14 protein-coding genes and 1 pseudogene are annotated in these 21494 nt (G+C 68.5%); 8 read left to right on the top strand and 7 right to left on the bottom strand.

From position 1 onward, the window contains the following. Positions 1 to 92: 92 nt before the first annotated feature. Positions 93 to 979, bottom strand: a pseudogene (galU, locus tag IDM45_RS01435) (UTP--glucose-1-phosphate uridylyltransferase GalU). A gap of 85 nt (positions 980 to 1064) precedes the next feature. Beyond that, the gene (locus IDM45_RS01440) at positions 1065 to 3968 is read right to left on the bottom strand and encodes a valine--tRNA ligase (RefSeq protein ID WP_408631652.1); all 2904 of its coding nucleotides are present in this window, start codon (positions 3966 to 3968) and stop codon (positions 1065 to 1067) included. A gap of 213 nt (positions 3969 to 4181) precedes the next feature. On the opposite strand from IDM45_RS01440, the gene IDM45_RS01445 reads away from it, so the two are divergent. The 4 genes from IDM45_RS01445 to IDM45_RS01460 all read left to right on the top strand — a co-directional run bounded on the left by IDM45_RS01445 (position 4182) and on the right by IDM45_RS01460 (position 9270). Continuing rightward, positions 4182 to 5654, top strand: coding sequence for a TolC family protein (locus IDM45_RS01445; RefSeq protein ID WP_232653608.1), 1473 nt, complete (start codon positions 4182 to 4184; stop codon positions 5652 to 5654). A 274-nt stretch (positions 5655 to 5928) separates the two neighbouring features. Then, entirely contained in the window at positions 5929 to 6777 is an 849-nt protein-coding gene (locus IDM45_RS01450) for an HlyD family secretion protein (protein ID WP_325168934.1), read from the top strand. After that, entirely contained in the window at positions 6774 to 8063 is a 1290-nt protein-coding gene (locus tag IDM45_RS01455) for an ABC transporter permease (RefSeq protein ID WP_209421326.1), read from the top strand. The genes IDM45_RS01450 and IDM45_RS01455 overlap by 4 nt, the downstream gene beginning before the upstream one ends. A 1-nt stretch (position 8064) precedes the next feature. Then, positions 8065 to 9270 carry an ABC transporter permease gene (locus tag IDM45_RS01460; RefSeq protein WP_209421327.1) on the top strand — a complete coding sequence of 402 codons (1206 nt, stop codon included), beginning with the start codon at positions 8065 to 8067 and terminating at the stop codon, positions 9268 to 9270. Between the two features lie 64 nt (positions 9271 to 9334). Here the strand turns inward: IDM45_RS01460 and ppsR are convergent, their stop codons facing one another. After that, positions 9335 to 10165 carry a posphoenolpyruvate synthetase regulatory kinase/phosphorylase PpsR gene (gene ppsR, locus IDM45_RS01465; protein WP_209421328.1) on the bottom strand — a complete coding sequence of 277 codons (831 nt, stop codon included), beginning with the start codon at positions 10163 to 10165 and terminating at the stop codon, positions 9335 to 9337. A 258-nt stretch (positions 10166 to 10423) separates the two neighbouring features. Here ppsR and ppsA point away from each other — a divergent pair, with 258 nt between their 5' ends. The 4 genes from ppsA to IDM45_RS01485 all read left to right on the top strand — a co-directional run bounded on the left by ppsA (position 10424) and on the right by IDM45_RS01485 (position 15899). Further along, positions 10424 to 12814, top strand: a complete 2391-nt coding sequence (gene ppsA / locus IDM45_RS01470; RefSeq protein ID WP_209421329.1) for a phosphoenolpyruvate synthase — start codon at positions 10424 to 10426, stop codon at positions 12812 to 12814. A 21-nt stretch (positions 12815 to 12835) separates the two neighbouring features. Then, the gene (locus tag IDM45_RS01475) at positions 12836 to 13150 is read left to right on the top strand and encodes a DUF4212 domain-containing protein (RefSeq protein WP_209421330.1); all 315 of its coding nucleotides are present in this window, start codon (positions 12836 to 12838) and stop codon (positions 13148 to 13150) included. Continuing rightward, on the top strand, positions 13143 to 15227 hold the full coding sequence (locus tag IDM45_RS01480; protein ID WP_209421331.1) for a VC_2705 family sodium/solute symporter: 2085 nt from the start codon (positions 13143 to 13145) through the stop codon (positions 15225 to 15227). The genes IDM45_RS01475 and IDM45_RS01480 overlap by 8 nt, the downstream gene beginning before the upstream one ends. Before the next feature lie 207 nt (positions 15228 to 15434). Further along, positions 15435 to 15899 (top strand): hypothetical protein, encoded by a 465-nt coding sequence (locus tag IDM45_RS01485; RefSeq protein ID WP_209423951.1) that lies wholly within the window; start codon positions 15435 to 15437, stop codon positions 15897 to 15899. A 16-nt stretch (positions 15900 to 15915) separates the two neighbouring features. Here the strand turns inward: IDM45_RS01485 and IDM45_RS01490 are convergent, their stop codons facing one another. From IDM45_RS01490 to dnaG, 4 genes are all read right to left on the bottom strand, one after another. Beyond that, complete coding sequence (locus IDM45_RS01490; protein WP_209421332.1) at positions 15916 to 16275, bottom strand: FKBP-type peptidyl-prolyl cis-trans isomerase; 360 nt, start codon at positions 16273 to 16275, stop codon at positions 15916 to 15918. 100 nt (positions 16276 to 16375) lie between these two features. Beyond that, complete coding sequence (locus tag IDM45_RS01495; protein WP_209421333.1) at positions 16376 to 16681, bottom strand: winged helix-turn-helix transcriptional regulator; 306 nt, start codon at positions 16679 to 16681, stop codon at positions 16376 to 16378. Between the two features lie 267 nt (positions 16682 to 16948). Then, positions 16949 to 19258 carry an RNA polymerase sigma factor RpoD gene (rpoD, locus tag IDM45_RS01500; protein ID WP_408631651.1) on the bottom strand — a complete coding sequence of 770 codons (2310 nt, stop codon included), beginning with the start codon at positions 19256 to 19258 and terminating at the stop codon, positions 16949 to 16951. Positions 19259 to 19563: 305 nt separating this feature from the next. Further along, entirely contained in the window at positions 19564 to 21417 is a 1854-nt protein-coding gene (dnaG, locus tag IDM45_RS01505) for a DNA primase (protein WP_209421334.1), read from the bottom strand. Positions 21418 to 21494: the final 77 nt, after the last annotated feature.

The following is a 21494-nucleotide window of genomic DNA, read 5'->3' on the forward strand; positions in this document are numbered from 1 at the left end:
TTGTGTCGCAGGCCGGTAGGGATGGCGTTGGATGGCCAAATCGGCCTGCAACCCTTGCCAGGCAAGCGCTGACAGCTATCAAAAAAGGAGTTTCACAGCTCCAGCGTTTTCAGATACCCGCGGAAATACTCGCCCACTTGCGGATGCCGCAGCGCCAGCTCGACGGAGGCCTCCAGGAAACCTTCCTTGCTGCCGCAGTCGTAGCGCTTGCCGGTGTATTGATAGGCATAGACCGCTTCATGCTGGATCAGCCGGGCGATGGCATCGGTGAGCTGGATCTCGCCGCCCACGCCGCGTGGCTGGCTGCGGATCTCGTCGAAGATGCGCGGGTCAGCACATAGCGCCCGGCCACGCCCATGCGCGAGGGGGCTTTTTCCGGCGCGGGCTTTTCCACGATCTCCTCGACGCGCAAGAGCGGCCCGCCGGCGCCTTCGCCGCGCACGATGCCGTAGCGGCGCGTGTGCTCAGGGGGCACTTCCTGTACGGCGATCAAGGAGCGGCCCTGCTTTTCAAAAGCCGCCGTCATCTGCGCCATCACGCCCGGGCCGCCGTTGTTGCCCACCATCAGGTCGTCGGCCAGGATGACGGCGAAGGCTTCGCTGCCCACCAGCGGCTCGGCGCACAGCACGGCGTGGCCCAGGCCCAGCGAACGCGGCTGTCGCACGAACAGGCAGTGCATGTCCGAGGGACTGACGCTGCGCACCAACGCCAGCATTTCCTGCTTGCCAGCCGCCTCCAGCTCCGACTCCAGCTCGTAGGAGGTGTCGAAATGGTCTTCGATGGCGCGCTTGCTGCGCCCGGTCACGAAGATCATGTCGCGGATGCCGGCCTCGTAGGCTTCCTCGACGGCGTACTGGATCAGCGGCTTGTCCACCACCGGCAGCATCTCCTTGGGAGATGCCTTGGTCGCCGGCAGAAAGCGCGTGCCGAGGCCGGCTACGGGGAAGACGGCTTTGCGGATGCGGGTCGGAATGCTCAAGTGTTGCCTCGCTGGGTGATTGGAATCGTTGCAGCGCAGGGGGCCGGCGCGCTGGCCTGCCCCTATGCCCCTCTCGGCAACGATGTTAGCCCAGCCGCGTGAGCTGCTCGGCCAGACGCGCGAGCGTCGCGCCGAAGTCGGCCATGCGCTTTTTCTCCTGCTCGATAACGGCGGGCGGCGCCTTGGCGACGAAGGCCTCGTTGGCCAGCTTGGCGCGGGCCTTGGCGACTTCGCCCTCCAGACGGGTGATTTCCTTGCCCAGGCGGGCTTTTTCTGCCGCCACATCGATCTCGACGAACAGCGCCAGGCGCGCCTCGCCTGCCACGGCCACCGGCGCGGCCTGCGCAGCCTGCGCCCAGGCGGCTTCGTCGTCGAAGAGCTGGACTTCGGACAGCTTGGCCAGGTTTTGCAGCACCGGCGCGATGGCGCGCATGAACTGCACGGTCTCGGCGCTGCCCGTGACCAGCAGCGGCAGGCGCTGCGCGGGCGAGAGCTGCATCTCGCCGCGCAGCTGGCGGCAGGCGTCCACCAGTTGCTTGATGCGCTCGACGTGGGCTATTGAAGCCTCGTCGATCTTGGCCGGCTGCGCCTGCGGGTAGGGCGCGATCGCCACCGACTCGCCCGCGACGCCGGCCACCGGCGCGACCTTTTGCCACAGCTCCTCGGTCACGAAGGGGATGATGGGATGCGCCAGGCGCAGGATGGCTTCGAGCACGCGGATCAGCGTGCGCCGCGTGGCGCGGGCCTGCGCCGCGCTGCCGGTCTGGATCTGCACCTTGGCAATTTCCAGGTACCAGTCGCAGAACTCGTTCCAGACGAAGTCGTAGAGCGCATTGGCCACATTGTCCAGGCGGTAGTCGGCAAAGCCCTTGGCAATGTCGGCCTCCACCTTTTGCAGCTGCGAGACGATCCAGCGATCGGCCTGGCTGAAGTGCAGGTAGGCCTCGGTGCAGCCCTGCGCGCTGTCCAGGCCGCAGTCGTAGCCCTCGCAGTTCATCAGCACGAAGCGGCTGGCGTTCCACAGCTTGTTGCAGAAATTGCGATAGCCCTCGCAGCGCTTGCTGTCGAAGTTGATGCTGCGGCCCAGGGACGCCAGCGCCGCGAAGGTGAAGCGCAGCGCGTCGGCGCCGTAGGCCGGGATGCCCTCGGGGAATTCCTTTTGCGTGTTCTTCTTCACCTGCGGCGCGGTCTCGGGGCGGCGCAGGCCCTGGGTGCGCTTGTCCAGCAGGGGAGCCAGGTCGATGCCGTCGATCAGATCGACCGGATCGAGCACGTTGCCCTCGGACTTGCTCATTTTCTTGCCGTGCGCGTCCAGCACCAGGCCGTGGATATAGACGTCGCGAAACGGCACGCGGCCCGTGAAGTGGCTGCACATCATGATCATCCGGGCGACCCAGAAGAAGATGATGTCGTAGCCCGTGACCAGCACGCTGCTGGGCAGGTACAGGTTGTAGTCGTCGGTGGCCGTGTCGCTCTGCTCGGGCCAGCCCATGGTGGAAAACGGCACCAGCGCCGACGAGTACCAGGTGTCGAGCACGTCCGGGTCGCGCGTGAGCCTGGCGCCTGCGCCGGCGCGCGCCTGCGCCTCGGCCTCGCTGCGTGCCACATAGACGCGGCCATCCTCGTCATACCAGGCCGGGATCTGATGCCCCCACCACAGCTGGCGCGAGATGCACCAGTCCTGGATGTTGTTCATCCATTGGTTGTAGGTGTTGACCCAGTTCTCGGGCACGAAGCGCACTTGGCCGCTGGCCACGGCATCGATGGCTTTTTGCGCGATGGATTTGCCGCTGGCGTCGCCCGTGCCCTCGCGCGCCACCTGGTTCATGGCGACGAACCATTGATCCGTCAGCATGGGCTCGATGACCTGGCCGGTGCGGGTGCAGATCGGCACCATCAGCTTGTGCTTTTTCGTCTCGACCAGCAGGCCCAGGGCTTCGAGGTCGGCCACCACGGCCTTGCGTGCGGCAAAGCGATCCAGGCCCCGGTATTTTTCCGGGGCGTTGTCGTTGATGGTGGCGGCCAGCGTCAGCACGCCAATCATGGGCAGGCCGTGGCGCTGGCCGACGGCGTAGTCGTTGCTGTCGTGCGCGGGTGTCACCTTGACCACGCCGGTGCCGAATTCGCGATCCACGTACTCGTCGGCAATGATGGGGATGTCACGCTCGCACAGCGGCAGGCGCACGCTCTGGCCGATCAGGTGCGCATAGCGCTCGTCGTCCGGATGCACCATGACGGCCACGTCGCCCAGCATGGTCTCGGGCCGGGTGGTGGCCACCACCAGCTGGCCGCTGCCGTCGGTGAGCGGGTAGGCGATGTGCCACAGTGAGCCGTCCTTTTCCTCGCTCTCCACCTCCAGGTCGGACACGGCCGACTGCAGCACCGGATCCCAGTTGACCAGGCGCTTGCCACGGTAGATCAGGCCCTGCTCGTACAGGCGCACAAAGGTCTCGGTCACCACCTTGGAGAGTTTCTCGTCCATGGTGAAGTACTCGCGGCTCCAGTCCACGCTGTCGCCCAGGCGGCGCATCTGCGTGGTGATGGTGTTGCCCGAGTGTTCCTTCCACTCCCAGACGCGGGCGACGAAGTTCTTGCGGCCCAGGTCGTGGCGGCTCACGCCCTGGCCCTGCAATTGGCGCTCGACGACGATTTGCGTGGCAATGCCGGCGTGATCCGTGCCCGGCACCCAGACGGTGTTGTGGCCCAACATGCGGTGGTAGCGCGTCAGGCTGTCCATGATGGTCTGGTTGAAGGCGTGGCCCATGTGCAGCGTGCCGGTCACGTTGGGCGGCGGCAGCTGGATGGCAAAGGACGGCTGGGCGGCGTCAGGCTGGCCGCTGCCGCGCACGCCGGCGCGGCCATAGCCGCGCTGCTCCCACTGCGGCCCCCAGTGCGCCTCCAGCGGCGCGGGCTCGAAAGACTTGGACAGGCTGGCAAGGCCGGGTTGCTGCGGGGTGTGGGAGTCGCTCATGGGAATGCAAAACGGCATCCCGCGGGATGCCGCCAAAGGCAGAGGGTTGGCAGGGATTGGACGATGGGCGGGATTTTATGCGCTGCATCCATGCTACTTATATAGTAGCTATCAGCGCTTGCCTGGCAATGGTTTGCGGCTGATTTCATTCTTGAGATAGTGGCTGACAGGCGTCTGGCGGCTTTGGGCACAATGCGGCGCTGGTCTTTTCCGACGCCCGCCGTACCCGAAGTGAATTCCTTTTTCCGCTCCATCGCCGGCGCTGCCCTGCTGCTGGCCGGCGCGCTGCCCACCGGGGCGCAGCCGGCGGGCGACGCTGCGCCTACCGTGCGGCCTGTCGTGTCGCCAGCCATGCCGCCTGCCGCCGGCATCAGCTTTGCCCAGGCGCGCCAATGGCTGCTGGAGCGCTCCGACCGCCTGGGCGCCGCCGCCAGCGCATTGGACAGCGCCCGCCTGCGCCGCCAGGCCATGCAGGGACTGGGCGGGCCGTCGATCGCCGTGACCGGCATGGCGTATCACTACTCGGCCCATGCCGACATCAGCCTCGACCCGGCGCGGCGCAGCCTGAACGACATCCTGAGCCTGCTGCCGCCGCAATTGGGCGGCGCCATCGGCGGGCAGTTGCCGCCCCTGCCGGACAGCCTGAACCTGCAGCGCGAGTCCAGCCGCGCCTCGGCTAGCGTGTCGCTGCTGTGGCCGATCTACCTGGGCGGCCTGGCGGACGCCGTGCGCGGCGAACTCGACGCCCTGGCCGACGAGGCGCGCGCCGATGCCGACGCCACCCAGCACAGCCAGGACACGCTGCTGGTGCAGCGCTACTTCGGCGCGCAGCTGGCGGCGCGCGCGGCGCAGCTGCGCCAGCAGGCGCTGGCCGGCGTGCGCGAACACGCCGACGCCGCTGATCGCATGTTGCAGGCGGGCGTGATCTCCGAGCTGGAGCGGCTGCAGGCGCGCGCCGCGCTGGCCGACGCCGAGCAGCAGGCGCGCAAGGCCGAAGACGACGCCCGGCTGGCCGCCACGGCGCTGGGGCGCACCCTGAAATTTGCCGCGCCGGTGCAGCCGGGCAGTGCGCTGTTCCTGCACAGCCAGCCGCTGGCACCGCTGCAGGACTTCATCGACGCCGCGCAACGCCACCACCCCGGCCTGGCCAAGGTGCAGGCCAAGCGCCGCCAGGCCGGCGCCCTGCACGATGCGCAGGAGGCCTTGCGCCGCCCGCAGGTGCTGGGCTTTGGCACGCACCAGCTGGCCACGCAGGGCAAGCCCAACTGGGTTGCTGGCCTGGCCGTGCGCTACACCCTGTGGGACAGCGTGGATCGCGACCTGCTGGCCGCCGCCACGCAGAAAAAAATCGACCAGGCTGAGCAAACCGAGCAGCAGGCCCTGTCCGACATCGCCCTGCTGGTGGAAAAGAACTGGCTGGCCGTCGAGCAGGCACGCAGCCAATACCTGGCCCAGCAGGCCCAGGAAGACCTGGCGCACGAGCTGCTGCGCCTGCGCACCGCCGCGCTGAAAGAGGGTACCGGCACACCGCTGGAGCTGATCGACGCACGCCTGAACCTGGCCCGCGTGCAGACCGAGCGCGCCCAGACCGCCAACCAGTACGTGCAGGCCCTGGCCGCGCTCTTGGAGGCCACCGGCCAGGCCGAGGACTTCGAGCGCCACATGGCGCAGGCCGACATCCAGATCCCGATGCAAGCACCATGAACACCACGCCTCCCGAGCCGGCAGCTCCGACCCCACCGCCCGCTGCGGCTGTGCCCGTACCGCCCGCCGTGCCGTCAACGCCATCAGCTCCCCCGTCCGCGCCATCCGCCAGGGCGCCCGCCGTGCCGCCGCCCCTGGCCCCGCGCCGCGCCCGCCCTGGCTGGCGCTGCTGGTCGGCGCGCTGCTGCTGGCCTTCGTCGCCTGGGGTTTCTGGCGTGCTGCGCAGCCGCCGCAGCCCTACTTCCAGGGCCAGATGGAGGCGCGCGAGACCGATGTGGCAGGCAAAGTGCCGGCGCGCATCGCCCAGGTGCATGTGCGCGAGGGCCAGCAGATCGAGGCCGGCGCGCTGCTGGTCGAACTCGACAGCCCCGAAGTGCGCGCCAAGCTGGCCCAGGCCGAGGCGGCGCGCGACGCCGCCCAGGCACAGGCCGACAAGGCCGCGCGCGGCGCCCGGCCCGAGGAAGTGCAGATGGCGCGCCTGGCCTGGCAGCGCGCCCAGGCCGCCGCCGAGCTGGCCGAGACCTCCTGGCAGCGCGTGCAAAGCCTGTACGCGCAAGGGCTGGTGGCGGCGCAAAAGCGCGACGAGGCGCAGACCAACGCCCGCGCTGCGCGCGCTCAGGCGCAGGCCGCGCGCGCCCAGTACGAGCTGGCCGCCAGCGGCGCGCGCGTCGAGGATCGCTCCGCCGCCGATGCCCAGACACGCCGCGCTGCTGGCGCCATCGCCGAGGTCGAGGCCGCGCAGGCCGAAACCCAGCTGCGCAGCCCGGTGGCCGGCGAGGTCGCCAAGGTGCTGGCGCGCGTGGGCGAGCTGGCCCCGCAGGGCGTGGCTGTGGTGACGGTGGTCGATCTGCAGGATCAGTGGCTGGTGCTCAACGTGCGCGAGGACGATTTGCCGCGCTTTGCCAAGGGCCAGCGCTTCACTGCCCGCCTGCCGGCGCTGGCCGATCGCAGGGCCGAGTTCGAGGTGTACTGGCAGGGCGTGCTGCCCGACTTCGCCACCTGGCGCGCCACACGCGGCAGCCAGGGTTTTGACGCCCGCACCTTTGAAGTGCGCGCCCGGCCCCTGGCGCCCATTGAGGGCGCGCGCCCGGGCATGAGCGCCATCGTCGAGGGCGCGGTGTGAGCGCCTGGCGCGCCAGCCTGCTGCGCGAAGCGCTCCTGCTGCGCCAGCGCCCGCGCGATCTGGCCATACTGACCTGGGTGCCGCTGCTCGCCGTGGCCCTGCTGTGCTGGATCTTTGCCGCCGGCCAGCCCTACGGCCTGCCGATCGCCGTGTGGAGCGAGGACGGCTCCAGCCTGTCGCGCCAACTGGTGCGCATGTTGCAGGCCACGCCCGGCCTGTCGGTGCGCACCCAAGTGCTCAGCCGCGCCGAGGCGCAGGACTTGCTGCAGCGCATGGAGGTCTATGGCGTAGTCCACATCCCGCCGCACTTTGCGCGCGACGTGCAGCGCGGCGGCGCGGCCAGCGTCACGCTCTTGCACAACGCGCAATTGGCTACGGCCTCCAGCCTGGTGCAGCGCGACCTGCGCCAGGTGGTGGGCACGCTGTCGGCGGGCGTGCAGATGCAGGCCGCTGCCAGGCGCGGCACGCCGGCGCAGGTGCTGCAGGTGCGCCAGGAGCCGATCCGCACGCAGCTCATCTCGCTGTTCAACGTCTCGACCAATTACGAGCAGTTCCTGGCCGCCACGCTGCTGCCGGCGCTCTTGCACATCCTGGCCATGACGGCGGGCGCCTGGAGCGTGGGCCGCGAGTTGCGCGACCGCACGCTGGGCCAATGGCTGGGCGCGGTCACCACGACTGCCCCGGGGCCGGGCGCTGCGCCGCTGCCGGCTGCGCCCGGGCCGGCTGCCGGCTCGCATGGCCGGCGCCAGCCAGCCGGTGCCGCGCTGGCTGGCCTGCGCCGGCCCGCACTTGGGCAGGTGCTGGGGGCGCTGCTGGGCAAGCTGGCCTGGCCGCTGCTGTCGCTGTGGCTGTGCGGCATGGCCGGGCTGGTCTATCTGTCGCAATTGCGCGGCTGGGCCGTGGCCGGTTCGCTGGCCTGGATCGCGCTGGGCCTGCTGCTGCTGATCGCCGTCAGCCTGGCCGCCGGGGCGCTGCTGGCCGGGGCGCTGCGCTCGCTGCGCCAGGCGCTGTCGGGGGCGGGGCTGCTGTCGGCGCCGGCCTTTGCCTTCAGCGGCGTGGGCTTTCCGCTGCTGGCCATGAGCGGCAGCGCGCGCACCTGGGCCGAGGCCATGCCCTATACCCACTACGCCCGGCTGCAGATCGAGCAGTGGCAAATCGGCGCGCCGGTGCAGCAAAGCCTGCCGGTGGTGGCCGGCCTGCTGCTGGCTACGCTGGTGCTGCTGGCCCTGGCCACGGTGGCGCTGCTGCGTGCCTGGGCACGGCCACAGGACTGGGGGGTGCGCTGACATGGCCGTGCAGCACCAACCATTGCCGCAGCCGCCGCTGCAGGAGGCGCGCCGCCCGGGCCTGCTGGCACTGTGGCTGGCGCACCTGGGCAGCATCCTGCACGACAAGGGCGTGGCCCTGCTGCTGCTGGGCGCGCCGCTGCTCTACGGCTTTTTCTACCCCTGGTTCTATGCGCCCGAGGTGGTGCAGCGCGTGCCGGTGGCGCTGGTGCTGCAGGACGCCTCCGGCCTGTCGCGCCAGGTGCAGCGCTTTGCCCAGGCCAGCCCGCGCATCGACCCGGTGCTGGTCACCGCCGACGAGGGCCGGGCGCGCGCGGCCTTGGCGCGCGGCCAGGTGCAGGGCTATGCCCTGGTGCCGCCGCACTTCAAGCGCGATGTGCTGCGCGCCGCCGAGGTGGTGGTGCCGGTCTATGCCAACGGCGCCTACCCGCTGGCTGCCAAGCAGGTGCAGTACGGCTTTGCCGAGGTCTTCGGCACTGTGTCGGCGGGTGTGCAGATCCGGCGCCTGCAGGCCGGCGGGCAAAGTGCCGGGCAGGCGGCGGCCAGCCGCGCGCCAGTCCAGCTGCAGGCCGTGGCGCTGTTCAACCCGACGGAGGGCTATGGCAGCTTCGTCGTCGCCGCCGTGGCCATCCTGATCCTGCAGCAGACGCTGCTCATGGGCAGCGCCATGCTGGTGGGCACTTGGCGCGAGCTGGGGCAGGAGCACGCCGGCACGCGCCAATGGCTGGCACGCCTGCTGGCGCTGTGTACGCCGGGCTGGCTGGCCGGGCTGTTCTACTTTGGCTGGGTCTTCGTGCTGCAGGACTATCCGCGCGGCGGCAATCCGCTGGGGGCGCTGGCGCTGCTGGCCGTCTTCACGCCGGCGGTGGCCGGCCTGGGTTGCCTGGTCGGCTGGTGGCTGGCCGACCGCGAGGGCGCGCCGCAGGTGCTGCTGTTCACCTCCATCCCGCTGGCCTTCCTGGGCGGCTTCACCTGGCCGGAGCAGGCGCTGCCCGACCTGCTGCAGTGGCTGCGCTGGCTCTCGCCCAGCACGGCGGGCATTGCCGCCTCGCTGCGGCTGAACCAGGCCGGCGCGCCGCTGCACGCCGTGCTGCCGCATCTGCTGTGGCTGGCCGCCCTGGCCGTGGCCAGCTGGCTGGCCGTGCTCTGGCTGGGCCGCACGCGCAGCGCAGAATATGGATCAAATCAGCCGCAAAGCCTTGTCTGACAAGCGCAGACAGCTATCAATTTTGAGTTTTATGAGATGCGGTTGATGTGCTCTTGGCACCCCCTTAATACGCCAGCCGCTCGGGTCGCACCTCCTGCAAGATGGTGGTGGCGATTTCCTCGATGCTCTTGGTGGTGGACGACAGCCAGCGAATGCCTGAGCGGCGCATCATGGCCTCGGCCTCGCTGATCTCGTAGCGGCAGTTGGCCAGGTCGGCGTATTTCGAGCCGGGGCGGCGCTCGTTGCGGATCTCGGCCAGGCGCTGCGGATCGATGGTCAGGCCGAAGATCTTCTTGCGATGCGCCGCCAGCGCGGGCGGCAGCTGGCGGCGCTCGAAGTCTTCCGGGATCAGCGGGTAGTTGGCCACCTTCAGGCCGTGCTGCATGGCCAGGTACAGGCTGGTGGGCGTCTTGCCGCTGCGCGAGACGCCCACCAGGATGACATCGGCGCCCTCCAGGTCGCGGTGGCTCTGGCCGTCGTCGTGATCCAGGCTGAAGTTGATGGCCTCGATGCGGTCGCTGTACTCCTTGGACATGCTGATGTCGGAAAACCGCCCGACGCGGTGGTGCGAGGTCACGCCCAGCTCGGCCTCCAGCGGGCGGATGAAGGTGCCGAACATGTCCAGCAACATGCCCTTGCAGCCCTGTTCGATGATGGCCAGCACGCTGGGGTTGACCAGCGTGGTGAAGACGATGGGCTTGCTGCCCTCCAGCTCGGCTGTGTGGTTGACCTGGCGCACCACCTGATGCGCCTTGTCCTCGGTGTCGATGAAGGGCAGGCGCACGTGGCGCGGGCGCACGTCGAACTGCGCCAGGATGGCGTTGCCGAAGGTCTCGGCGGTGATGCCGGTGCCGTCGGAGATGTAGAACGCGGTGCGTGTGTGCGGAGGCAGCATGGTGAGCAAAAGGCGGGCGGGCGTTGCAAAAAAGCGGTTGGCGCGGGTGGGGCAGCGGGCCGGCTCGCCCACTCAGGGCCTGCAGGGCCGACTACTACAATGGCGCGCATTATTCCAACCCCGCCTGGCTTTTCCGCACAACTTCCCTCATGCACCGCGCAGGCCCACAAGCATTACAAGAAAGCCGCAGCCGCTGCATGGGGGCGGCGCTGCCGCGCTGGCAGTGCCACCACCGGTTTCAACTTCTGGAGCATTCCCATGTCTGCACGCTTTGAGGCGACCGCCCTGGTCGTACCGTTTGAAAACCTGAGGATGGAGGACGTCGAGGCTGTCGGCGGCAAGAACGCCAGCCTCGGCGAGATGATTTCGCAGCTGCCCGGCGGCGTGCGCGTGCCCACCGGCTTTGCCACCACGGCGCACGCCTTCCGCCAGTTCCTGGCCCACGAGGGCCTGGCCGAGCGCATCAGCGCCCGCCTGGCCACGCTGGATACCGACGATGTGCGCGCCCTGGCCGCTGCCGGCGCCGAGATCCGGGGCTGGGTCGAGGCCCAGCCCTTCCCGGCAGAGCTCGAAGCCGCCGTGCGCGGCGCCTTCAAGACCCTGTGCGCCGGCAACGAGCAGGCCAGCTTTGCCGTGCGCTCGTCGGCCACCGCCGAAGACTTGCCCGACGCCTCGTTTGCCGGCCAGCAGGAGACGTTCCTGAACGTGGTCGGCATCGACGACGTGCTGCACAAGATGAAGGAGGTCTTTGCCAGCCTCTACAACGACCGGGCGATTAGCTACCGCGTCCACAAGGGCTTCGCGCATGACGTGGTGGCGCTGTCGGCGGGCGTGCAGCGCATGGTGCGCTCCGACCTGGGCGCGGCCGGCGTCATGTTCACCATCGACACGGAAAGCGGCTTCGAGGAGGTGGTGTTCATCACCGCCAGCTACGGCCTGGGCGAGACGGTGGTGCAGGGGGCCGTGAACCCCGACGAGTTCTACGTCCACAAGCCCATGCTGCGCGCCGGCAAGCAGGCCGTAATCCGCCGCAACCTGGGCAGCAAGCTGGTGCAGATGGTCTTTGCTTCGGCCGAGGAAAAGGCCGCATCGGGCAAGCTGGTCACGACGCTGGACGTGCCTACCGAGCAGCGCAACCGCTACAGCCTGAGCGACGCGGACGTGCAGCAGCTGGCGCACTACGCCCTCATCATCGAGCAGCACTATGGCCGGCCCATGGACATCGAGTGGGGCAAGGACGGCCAGGATGGCCAGCTGTACATCCTGCAGGCGCGCCCCGAGACGGTGAAGAGCCAGGCCAAGGGCCAGGCCGAGCAGCGCTTCAAGCTGAAAGGGACGGGCACGGTGCTGGCCGAGGGCCGCGCCATCGGCCAGAAGATCGGCACCGGCCCGGTGCGGCTGGTCTCGGACATCGCCGAGATGGACAAGGTGCAGCCCGGCGACGTGCTGGTGACCGACATGACCGACCCCAACTGGGAGCCGGTCATGAAGCGCGCCTCGGCCATCGTCACCAACCGAGGCGGGCGCACCTGCCACGCGGCCATCATCGCGCGCGAGCTGGGCATCCCGGCGGTGGTCGGCTGCGGCCACGCGACCAGCAGCCTGAAGGACGGCACGCTGGTCACGGTGAGCTGCGCTGAGGGCGATACAGGGCGCATCTACGACGGCCTGCTGGAGACCGAGGTGACCGAGGTGCAGCGCGGCGAGATGCCGCACATCGCCACCAAGATCATGATGAACGTCGGCAATCCGCAACTGGCCTTCGACTTTGCCCAGCTGCCCAACGAGGGCGTGGGCCTGGCGCGCCTGGAGTTCATCATCAACAACAACATCGGCGTCCACCCCAAGGCCATCCTGGACTATCCCAATGTCGATGCCGACCTGAAGAAAGCGGTGGAGAGCGTGGCGCGTGGCCACGCCAGCCCGCGCGCCTTCTATGTGGACAAAGTGACCGAGGGCGTGGCGACCATCGCTGCAGCCTTCTGGCCCAAGCCCGTGATCGTGCGCCTGTCCGACTTCAAGAGCAACGAGTACCGCAAGCTGATCGGCGGCAGCCGCTACGAGCCCGAGGAAGAAAACCCCATGCTGGGCTTTCGGGGCGCGGCGCGCTACATCAGCCAGGATTTCGGCCAGGCCTTTGCCATGGAGTGCGAGGCGCTCAAGCGCGTGCGCGGCGAGATGGGCCTTGTCAACGTGCAGATCATGGTGCCCTTCGTGCGCACCTTGAAGCAGGCCGAGCGCGTCACGCAGCTGCTGGCCGAGCATGGCCTCCAGCGCGGCGAGGACGGCCTCAAGCTGATCATGATGTGCGAAGTGCCCAGCAACGCCGTGCTGGCCGAGGAGTTCCTGGAGTACTTCGACGGCTTCTCGGTCGGCTCCAACGACCTGACGCAGCTGACCCTGGGCCTGGATCGGGACTCGGGCCTGGAGCTGCTTGCCGCAGACTTCGACGAGCGCGACCCGGCGGTGCAAAAGCTGCTCAAGGGCGTCATCGCCACCTGCCGCGCCCAAGGCAAATACGTCGGCATCTGCGGCCAGGGCCCCAGCGACCACCCGGACTTTGCCCAGTGGCTGGCGGGCGAGGGCATCTCCTCGATCTCGCTCAACCCCGACAGCGTGATCGCCACCTGGCAGCAACTGGCCGGCTGACGCCGGCGCCGGACGCAGCGCATGGCCTACCACAGCCGCCTGGACATGGAGCCCGAGCATGGCGAGGCGCTGTTCGCGCCCGACCTGCACGATGTGCGCCACCTATGGCTCAAGGCCGTGCTGCTGGCGCTGTGGGTGCTGGTGTCCTTCGTGGGCAGCTATTTCGCCCGCGAGCTGCAGTTCGGCGTGGCCGGCTGGTCGTTCAGCTACTGGCTGGCCTCGCAGGGAGCGGTGCTGATCTTCATCGCCATCGTCTGGGTCTATTGCCTGGCCATGAACCGCTTCGAGCGCCAGGACAGCGCAGCAGGTCAGGGCGCAGCGCGGCCAGATGCCTGAGCAGCGCGCGCAGCAGGCCTACGTCCGGCGCCTGAACCGGGCGTTGCTGCTGTACGTGCTGGGTCTGCTGGGCTTCATCGGCGCCATGGCCTGGGCCGAGCAAAACGGCCTGTCGCGCCAGTGGATCGGGCCGATCTTCCTGTTCCTGACAGTGATGGCCTATGCCGTGATCGGCGTCTATGGCCGCACCAGCGACCCCGACGAGTACTACGTCGCCGGGCGGCGCATCCCGCCCATCTACAACGGCATGGCCGCCGCTGCCGACTGGATGAGCGCGGCCTCCTTCATCAGCCTGTCCGGCGCGCTGTACCTGCAGGGTTTCGCCGGCACGCCCGGGCAGCCCGGCGGCCTGGCCTACCTGCTGGGCTGGACGGGCGGCTTCGTGCTGGTGGCCATGCTGATTGCGCCGCACCTGCGGGCGATGAACCTGTACACCGTGCCGGACTTCTTCCAGGTGCGCTTTGGCGGGCGCTGGCCGCGCATCATCGCCGCCCTGTCTGCCGTGCTGTGCTCGTTCACCTATGTGGTGGCGCAGATCTACGCCGTGGGCCTGATCGCCTCGCGCCTGACTGGCGTGCAGTTCGAGATCGGCATCATGCTGGGCCTGGGTGGGGTGCTGCTGTGCTCCTTCCTGGGCGGGATGCGCGCCATTACCTGGACGCAGGTGGCGCAGTACGTGGTCATCTTGCTGGCCTTTCTGATCCCGGTGTCCTGGCTGGCCTACAAGCAGCTGGGCAACCCGGCGGCACCGCTGGTGGCCAAGCAGCAGATCGGCAAGATCGCCGAGCTGGAAGCCGCGCTGCTGCACGAGCCGGCCGAGCACGAGGTGGTGGCCGCCTATATGCAGCGCGCGCGCGAGTTCGAGCGGCGCCTGGCCGACGTGCCGGCGGCGCTGGCGCGCGAGCGGCAGACCGCTGCCGAGCGCATCCAGCGCCTGCGCGCGCAGAACGCCGATGTCGGCCTGATCGTCGCTGCCAGCCGCGAGCTGGCCAACATGCCGCGCGACGAGGCCGCCGCGCGCGAGCGCTGGACGCGCGAGATGCAGGCCAACAGCGAGCGCGCGCAGCTGCTGGGCGGCCTGCCGCGCCACAGCCAGGCCTTCGTCGGCGACCCGCGCGGCACGGCCGAGCAGCAACAGGCGTTCGATCTGGCGCGGCGCAACTTCCTGGCGCTGATGTTTTGCCTGATGGTTGGCACTGCCGGCCTGCCGCACCTGCTCACGCGCTACTACACGGCGCCTTCGGTGGCCGCCGCACGCACTTCGGTGGCCTGGTCGCTGGTGTTCATTGCGCTGCTGTACCTGAGCGCGCCGGCGCTGGCGACGCTGGTCAAGTTCGAGGTCATGAACAACTTGGTGGGCAGCCGCTTCGACGAGCTGCCGACCTGGCTGGCGCAGTGGTCGCGCGTCGATGCGGCGCTGCTGTCGGTCGAGGACGTGAACGGCGACAGCATCGTGCAGTTCGGCGAGATCCGCCTGGGGGCCGATCTGATCGTGCTGGCCACGCCGGAGATCGGCGGCCTGCCCTATGTGATTGCCGGCCTGGTGGCCGCCGGCGGGCTGGCGGCAGCCCTGTCCACCGCTGATGGCCTGCTGCTGACCATCAGCAACGCCCTGGTGCGCGACCTGTATTTCCAGGAAACGCGCAAGCGCGCCTCGCCCGAGCAGCGCGTCATCATGACCAAGTTCACCCTGTTGACGGTGGCGCTGTCGGCAGCCTTCGTGGCCGCGCTCAAGCCCTCGGAGATATTGCCCATGGTGTCGGCGTCGTTCTCGATCGCCGCCTCGGCCTTCGTGCCGGCCATGGTGCTGGGCATCTTCTGGCGCGGCACGACGCGCGCCGGGGCCGTCTGGGGGATGCTGGCCGGCCTGGTGGTCACGCTGTACTACCTGCTGTCGCAGGTGGATGCGGTGCGCGAGGCCGTGCCGCACGCGCTGCTGGTCGATGGCCTGTGGCTGGGCATACAGCCGATTTCAGCCGGCGTCTTTGGCGTGCCTGCGGGCTTGCTGACTACCTGGCTGGTCAGCCTGTGGACGCGCCCGGGCCGGCTGCAGCGCGTGGTGCCCGATGGGCTGTGAGCGCCACATATCTTCGTGGGTGCTGTGGGGCAGCAGCCTTTCGTGCCCCTTCGAGTGGTCATGTGTTGCGCCTCTTGGGCGTTGCGGCTCTTGCGCGGCTCTTGCGGGTTCGGCCCCATTCACAGCGCCTGGGTTCGGTGCCAGTTTTGTCCCGTCCCGGGCCTCGCTGCCTGCTGGTGCAGACGGAATTTTTGGAGTTTTGCCATGATGATCCTGACCAAGACGCCAGCCGGCCAGCAGGCGCTCAAGGAGCGGCACGCTGCCGCCCTGGCGCCGCGCCAGCGCCCGGCCTTCATTTTGTTCGACGGGCGGCGCAGCGTCGATGAAGTCCTGGCCGCCACGGCCAGCATGGGCATCACCATGGCCGACGTGCAGGCCATGCTCGACCAGGGTCTGCTGGCCGTCGCCGAAGGCCTGGCGCCCGGCCCGGACGTGAAGCCGGCGCCCCCGGCGCCCGAGCCGGCCAGCGTGCGTTCGCCGATGCAGCGCTACCAAAGCGCCTACCCGGTGGCCATCGAGCTGACGGCAGCGCTGGGCCTGCGCGGCTTTCGGCTGAACCTGGCGGTGGAGGGCACCACCAGCTACGAGCAGCTGGCGCAGCTGGCGCCGCGCATCCAGGAGGCCGTGGGCGATGCCCGCTATACGCGCCTGGCCAGCGCGCTGTTCGATTGAGCCGAAAGAGGCTGCCTCAGCGGCCTGCGTCCAGCAGTTCCACGTCGAATTTCAGCGTGGCATTGGGCGGGATGACGCCGCCGGCGCCGCGCGCGCCGTAGCCCAGCGCAGCCGGGATGATCAGGGTGCGCTGGCCGCCCACCTTCATGCCCTGCACGCCCTCGTCCCAGCCCTGGATGACCATGCCGGCGCCCAGTGCGAACTCGAACGGCTGGCCCCGGTCGCGGCTGGAGTCGAACTTGGCGCCCTGCTGCCCGTCCTGCCAGAGCCAGCCGGTGTAGTGCACGCGCACCGACTGCCCGGCGCGCGCCTCGGCACCCTCGCCGATCTTGCCGTCTTCGTATTGCAGGCCGGAGGCCGTGGTGGTGAAAGCCATGTGGATTCCTTTTACTGTGGGGTTTGACTACTGTATTGATAGCTGCCAGCGCTTGCCTGCATTGGGTTTGCGCCGAAAAACACTGTATTTTTGCCTGATGTCACTTCTTGGCGCGGGCAGCCGACCAGCGGGTGGCGAAGGCCTGCACGTCCGACAGGCGCTTGAGCAAGTCCTGGCCGCTGGGGGTGACGATATAGCCGTCGCTGCCGTGGTCGAGCAGGCCGACTTCGCGCAGTTCCTTGATGCGGGTGTTGAGCGTGTTCGGCGTGATGCCGCCGACGCTGTCCTGCAGCAGCCGGAAGGTCTGCGGATGGCCGTCGCGCAGCGCCCACAGCACACGCAGTGCGTAGCGGCACTCCAGCCGCTCGAAGAGCTGGTTGACGGCGGCGTTTTCCTTGGAGCTCATAAATGCTTCTCCTTGCGCAGGGTTGGATGACTGGAGGCGGCAGCCCGGCCAAAGCAGTCGGGGGCGTCGCCATGAAAAAAACGATAGCAATATAACGCGGAAAGCCAGGCGCTACAAGTTTAGTAGCTTCAAGCCGGCGCCACAGTTGCCGTTCACCCGAAAAGCATGGTTGCTTTTATGCCCTGTCCAGACGCAAAAAAACCCGGACGGGGCCGGGGTGTCGCAGGCTTGCAGCGGCCCGGCGCGCAGGGCGCCGGGCGAGCGCGCTTACAGTGAATCGATGAAGCTGCGCAGCTTGTCCGAGCGGCTGGGGTGCTTCAACTTCCTCAGCGCCTTGGCCTCGATCTGGCGGATGCGCTCGCGCGTCACGTCGAACTGTTTGCCGACTTCTTCGAGTGTGTGGTCGGTGCTCATTTCGATGCCAAAGCGCATCCGCAGCACCTTGGCCTCGCGCGGGGTCAGGCCATCGAGGATGTCCTTGACCACATCGCGCAGGCCGGCCTGCATGGCGGCGTCCACCGGCGCGGTGTTGTTCTGATCCTCGATGAAGTCGCCCAGGTGGCTGTCGTCGTCGTCGCCGATGGGCGTTTCCATGGAGATCGGCTCCTTGGCGATCTTCATGATCTTTCTGATCTTGTCCTCGGGGATTTCCATCTTCTCGGCCAGGATGGAGGCGTCGGGCTCGAAGCCGAACTCCTGCAGGTGCTGGCGCGAGATGCGGTTCATCTTGTTGATGGTCTCGATCATGTGAACCGGGATGCGGATGGTGCGCGCCTGGTCGGCGATCGAGCGCGTGATGGCCTGGCGGATCCACCACGTGGCATAGGTCGAGAACTTGTAGCCCCGGCGGTATTCGAACTTGTCCACCGCCTTCATCAGGCCGATGTTGCCCTCCTGGATCAAGTCCAGGAACTGCAGGCCGCGGTTGGTGTACTTCTTGGCGATCGAGATGACCAGGCGCAGGTTGGCCTCGATCATCTCCTTCTTGGCGTGGCGCGAGTTGGCCTCGCCCGCGTTCATGCGCTTGTTGATGGCCTTGAGCTCGGCCAGCGGCACGACCACGCGCGTCTGCAAGTCCAGCAGGTGCTGCTGCAGCTCCTGCACCGGCGGGATGTTGCGCTCCAGCACGGCGCTCCAGGGCTTGCCGGCGCCTGCCTGCTGCTCGACCCACGCAAGGTTCAGCAAATTGGGCGGGAACTCCTTGATGAAGGTCTCCTGCGGCATACCGCACTTGTCCACGATGATGCGGCGCAGCTCGCGCTCCTTCTTGCGCACGTCGTCCACCTGCGCGCGCACCATGTCCGAGAGCTTCTCGATGGTCTTGGCGGTGAAGCGAATCGTCATCAGCTTGGCCGAGATCTCGCGCTGCACCTTCATGTACGCCGGGCTGCCGTAGCCCTCCTTGTCGTAGATCTTGTGCATCTTCTCGAAGAGGGCGCGCAGCTCGTCGAAGCGTGCCAGCGCATCGTTCTTGAGCTTCTCCAGCAGGCGCGTCATGGCTTTGGAGCCGCCCTTGCCGTCGTCGTCGTCCTCGTCGTCGTACTCGTCGAAGTCCTCCTCGGCCACGTAGTCATCGGCCTCGTCGGGGTCGGCGAAGCCGTCGACCACGGTGTTGATGACGACCTTGCCCTCGCGGATTTCCTCGGCCATGTTGAGGATCTCGGCAATCGTCGCCGGCGAGGCGCTGATGGCCTCCATCATGTCCTGCAGGCCGCCCTCGATGCGCTTGGCGATCTCGATCTCGCCCTCGCGCGTGAGCAGCTCCACCGTGCCCATCTCGCGCATGTACATGCGCACCGGGTCGGTGGTGCGGCCGAACTCGCTGTCCACGGTGGACAGCGCGGCTTCGGCTTCCTCCTCGGCTTCCTCGACGGTGGTGGCGGTGGGCGTGACGTTGTTCTGGAACAGCGTCTCGGCGTCCGGCGTCTGCTCATAGACGGCAATGCCCATGTCGCTGAGCATGGCGACCACGACTTCCATGGTCTCGGCGTCCACCAGCTTGTCGGGCAGGTGGTCGGAGATCTCGCCCTGCGTCAGGTAGCCGCGCGTCTTGCCCAGGGTGATGAGCTTTTTCAGCTGCGCCCGGCGCTTGGCCATGTCTTCCTCGGACAGGACGGTCTCGTCCAGGCCGAATTCCTTCATCAAGGCGCGCTCCTTGGCCTTGCTGATCTTCATGCGCAGCGGCTTGACCTTCTCGACCGGACTGTCGGTGGCGGCCGCCTCGGGCTCGGCCTCGGGCTCGCCCTCCAGGTCGGCTTCGATGTCGGACAGGTCGGCGTCGTCGTCGAGCTCGTCCTTGGCCTTGCCGGCCTTGCGCCCGCGCTTGGCGGCAGGAGCCTTGGCAGCGGCGGTCTTGGCTGGCGCCTTGGCAGCAGCCTTGGCGCGGGTGGCCTTCTTCTTGGCCGGCTCGGCAGCGTCGCCCTCGGCGCTGGCGGCGGGGGTGGCAGGAGCGGTCTTGGCCGCTGCCTTGGCGGTGGCGGTCTTGGCAGTGGTCTTGGCAGCGCGGGCGGGCTTTTGCTTGAGCAGCTCGTCAGCGGCTTTCTTCAGTTCGGCGGCAGTTCTTGGAGTGGTGGACACGGCAATCTCGACATTGAATGTGGCCCGCAGCGCAGCGCGGCGCTGCCCGCTGGCAGGACAGCGACATGCGCCTGGGGCGCGACAAGGAAGGGCCTGGGGTGGTGAGGTGAGGGGCAAAGCCCTCAGAGGCAAGATGTCCGGGCGAACATTTGGGGTGCAGTCCTTGCGGTAAATAGGGCGGTCGTGGGCGCTGCTGCGCTGCTGGTGTCACGGTTGCCTGGCCCGGAGGTGCTGCTGTCGCTCTTGCCGACAAACCCTAAATTATACCGATGGGCACGAAATCAAGAGTCCAAAACATGAAAAAGTCAAGCCGCCGGGCGCTGCGTCCTTTGCAAGGCCAGGCGGCGCTCCTGCAGCTGGCGGTAGCGCTCCAGTGCCTCGGGGTCATGCGCGGCGCGGGCGATAAGGGCGTTTTGTTCATGCTGGATGGCCTCGGCCAGCATCCGGCCCAGCAGGTCGCGCAGCTCCCAGCGCAATTCGGCCTCGTCGCCCTCGGTCTGCGCGTGCGAGCCGGTCATCAGGTGCTCGGCCAGGCGCTGGCAGTCGTGGCCGGCCAGGGCCTCGCGCAGCACTGCCCAGGGCTGGGGGCCGTGCTCGTGCAGGCGCGACTCCAGCCAGACGATGAGCGCACCATGCGGTGCCGGCTGCTCGCGCAGCAGCGCCAGCTCCTCATGCGTCAAATCCTCCAGGAACTGCATGTGCGACAGCAGCAGGCGTGCGGCATGGTCAATGCGCCGTGCCGACTGCGGCGCCAGCGGGGGCTGGGGTGGGGGGGCTGCGCCTCGGCGCTGCCAGGCGCGGCGCCCTGGCCCTTCCGGCCTGCCAGCGCCCGGGCCGGGGTGGCCGGCGCTGCTGGCCGGCAGCTGCTGCGCCCACAGGGCGGCCAGCTCCGCCACTGGTAGATGGCCCAGCGTGGCCAGTTCGCCCAGCATCTGGCGGCGCAGTGCGCCCTGGGGCAAGGCGTCCCACAGCTCGCGGGCGTTGCTCAGCATGTGCGCCCGGCCCTCGGGCGTGGCCAGGTCGCAATCCTCGCTGGCCGCCTCGACCAGAAAGCGTGACAGCGGCATGGCCTCCTGCACGGCCTGTGCAAAGGCTTCCTGGCCATGCTCGCGGATGAAGCTGTCGGGGTCGTGCTCGGGCGGCAGGAACAGGAACCGGACACTGCGCGTGTCGCCGGCGTGGGGCAGGGCAGCGGCCAGCGCCTTGCGTGCCGCGCGTCGCCCGGCAGCGTCGCCGTCGAAGCTGAAGACCACCGCATCGGTGAAGCGAAACAGCTTGTGGACGTGCTCTGCCGTGCAGGCCGTGCCCAGGGTGGCCACGGCGTTGGCAAAGCCGCGCTGCGCCAGCGCCACCACGTCCATGTAGCCCTCGGTCACCAGCGCGTAGCCCAGCGCGCGGATGTCGGTGCGCGCCTCATGCAGGCCGTACAGCTCCTGGCCCTTGTGAAAAATCGGCGTCTCGGGCGAATTCAGGTATTTGGGCCTGTCGTCGCCCAGCACACGCCCGCCGAAGGCGATGCACTCGCCGCGCACATTGCGTATCGGGAACATGATGCGGTCGCGGAAGCGGTCGTAGCGCCTGCCGTCCTCCTCGCCCACGATGACCAGGCCGGCCTGCTCCAGCAGCGGACTGTCGTACTCGGCAAACACGCTGGCCAGGCCGTGCCAGCCCTCGGGGGCGTAGCCCAGGCCGAAGCGCAGGGCGATCTGCCCGGACACATCCCGGCCCTTGAAGTATTCGATGGCGCGCGGCGACTCGCGTAGGCGCTGCTGCCAGGCGCGCGCGGCCTGCTCCAGCACGTCGGTGAGCGTGGCCTGCTGGCGCCGCTGGGCAGCGGCCTGGGCGCGCTCGGCGGGCGAGGCGCGCTCGTCAGGCACCGCCAGGCCGCAGCCCTGCGCCAGATCCTGCACCGCCTCGACGAAGCCCATGCCGGCGTGCTCCATTAGAAAGCCGATGGCATTGCCGCTCTTGCCGCAGCCGAAGCAGTGGAAGAACTGCTTGGACGGGCTGACCGAGAACGAGGGTGATTTTTCCCCATGAAACGGACATAGCCCCATGTAGTTGGCGCCGCTTTTCTTGAGCTGCACATGGCGGGCGACGACCTCGACCACGTCCACGCGGGCGAGCAGCTCCTGGATGAAAGACTGGGGTATGGACACGGGCGGCATTTTCGCGCAGGCGTGTGCGGCACTCAGTCCTGCGTCAGCACGGTCTGCTGTAATCAGGCGTCAGGCGC

The sequence above is a fragment of the Melaminivora jejuensis genome, assembly GCF_017811175.1.
Lineage (GTDB): Bacteria > Pseudomonadota > Gammaproteobacteria > Burkholderiales > Burkholderiaceae_C > Melaminivora > Melaminivora jejuensis.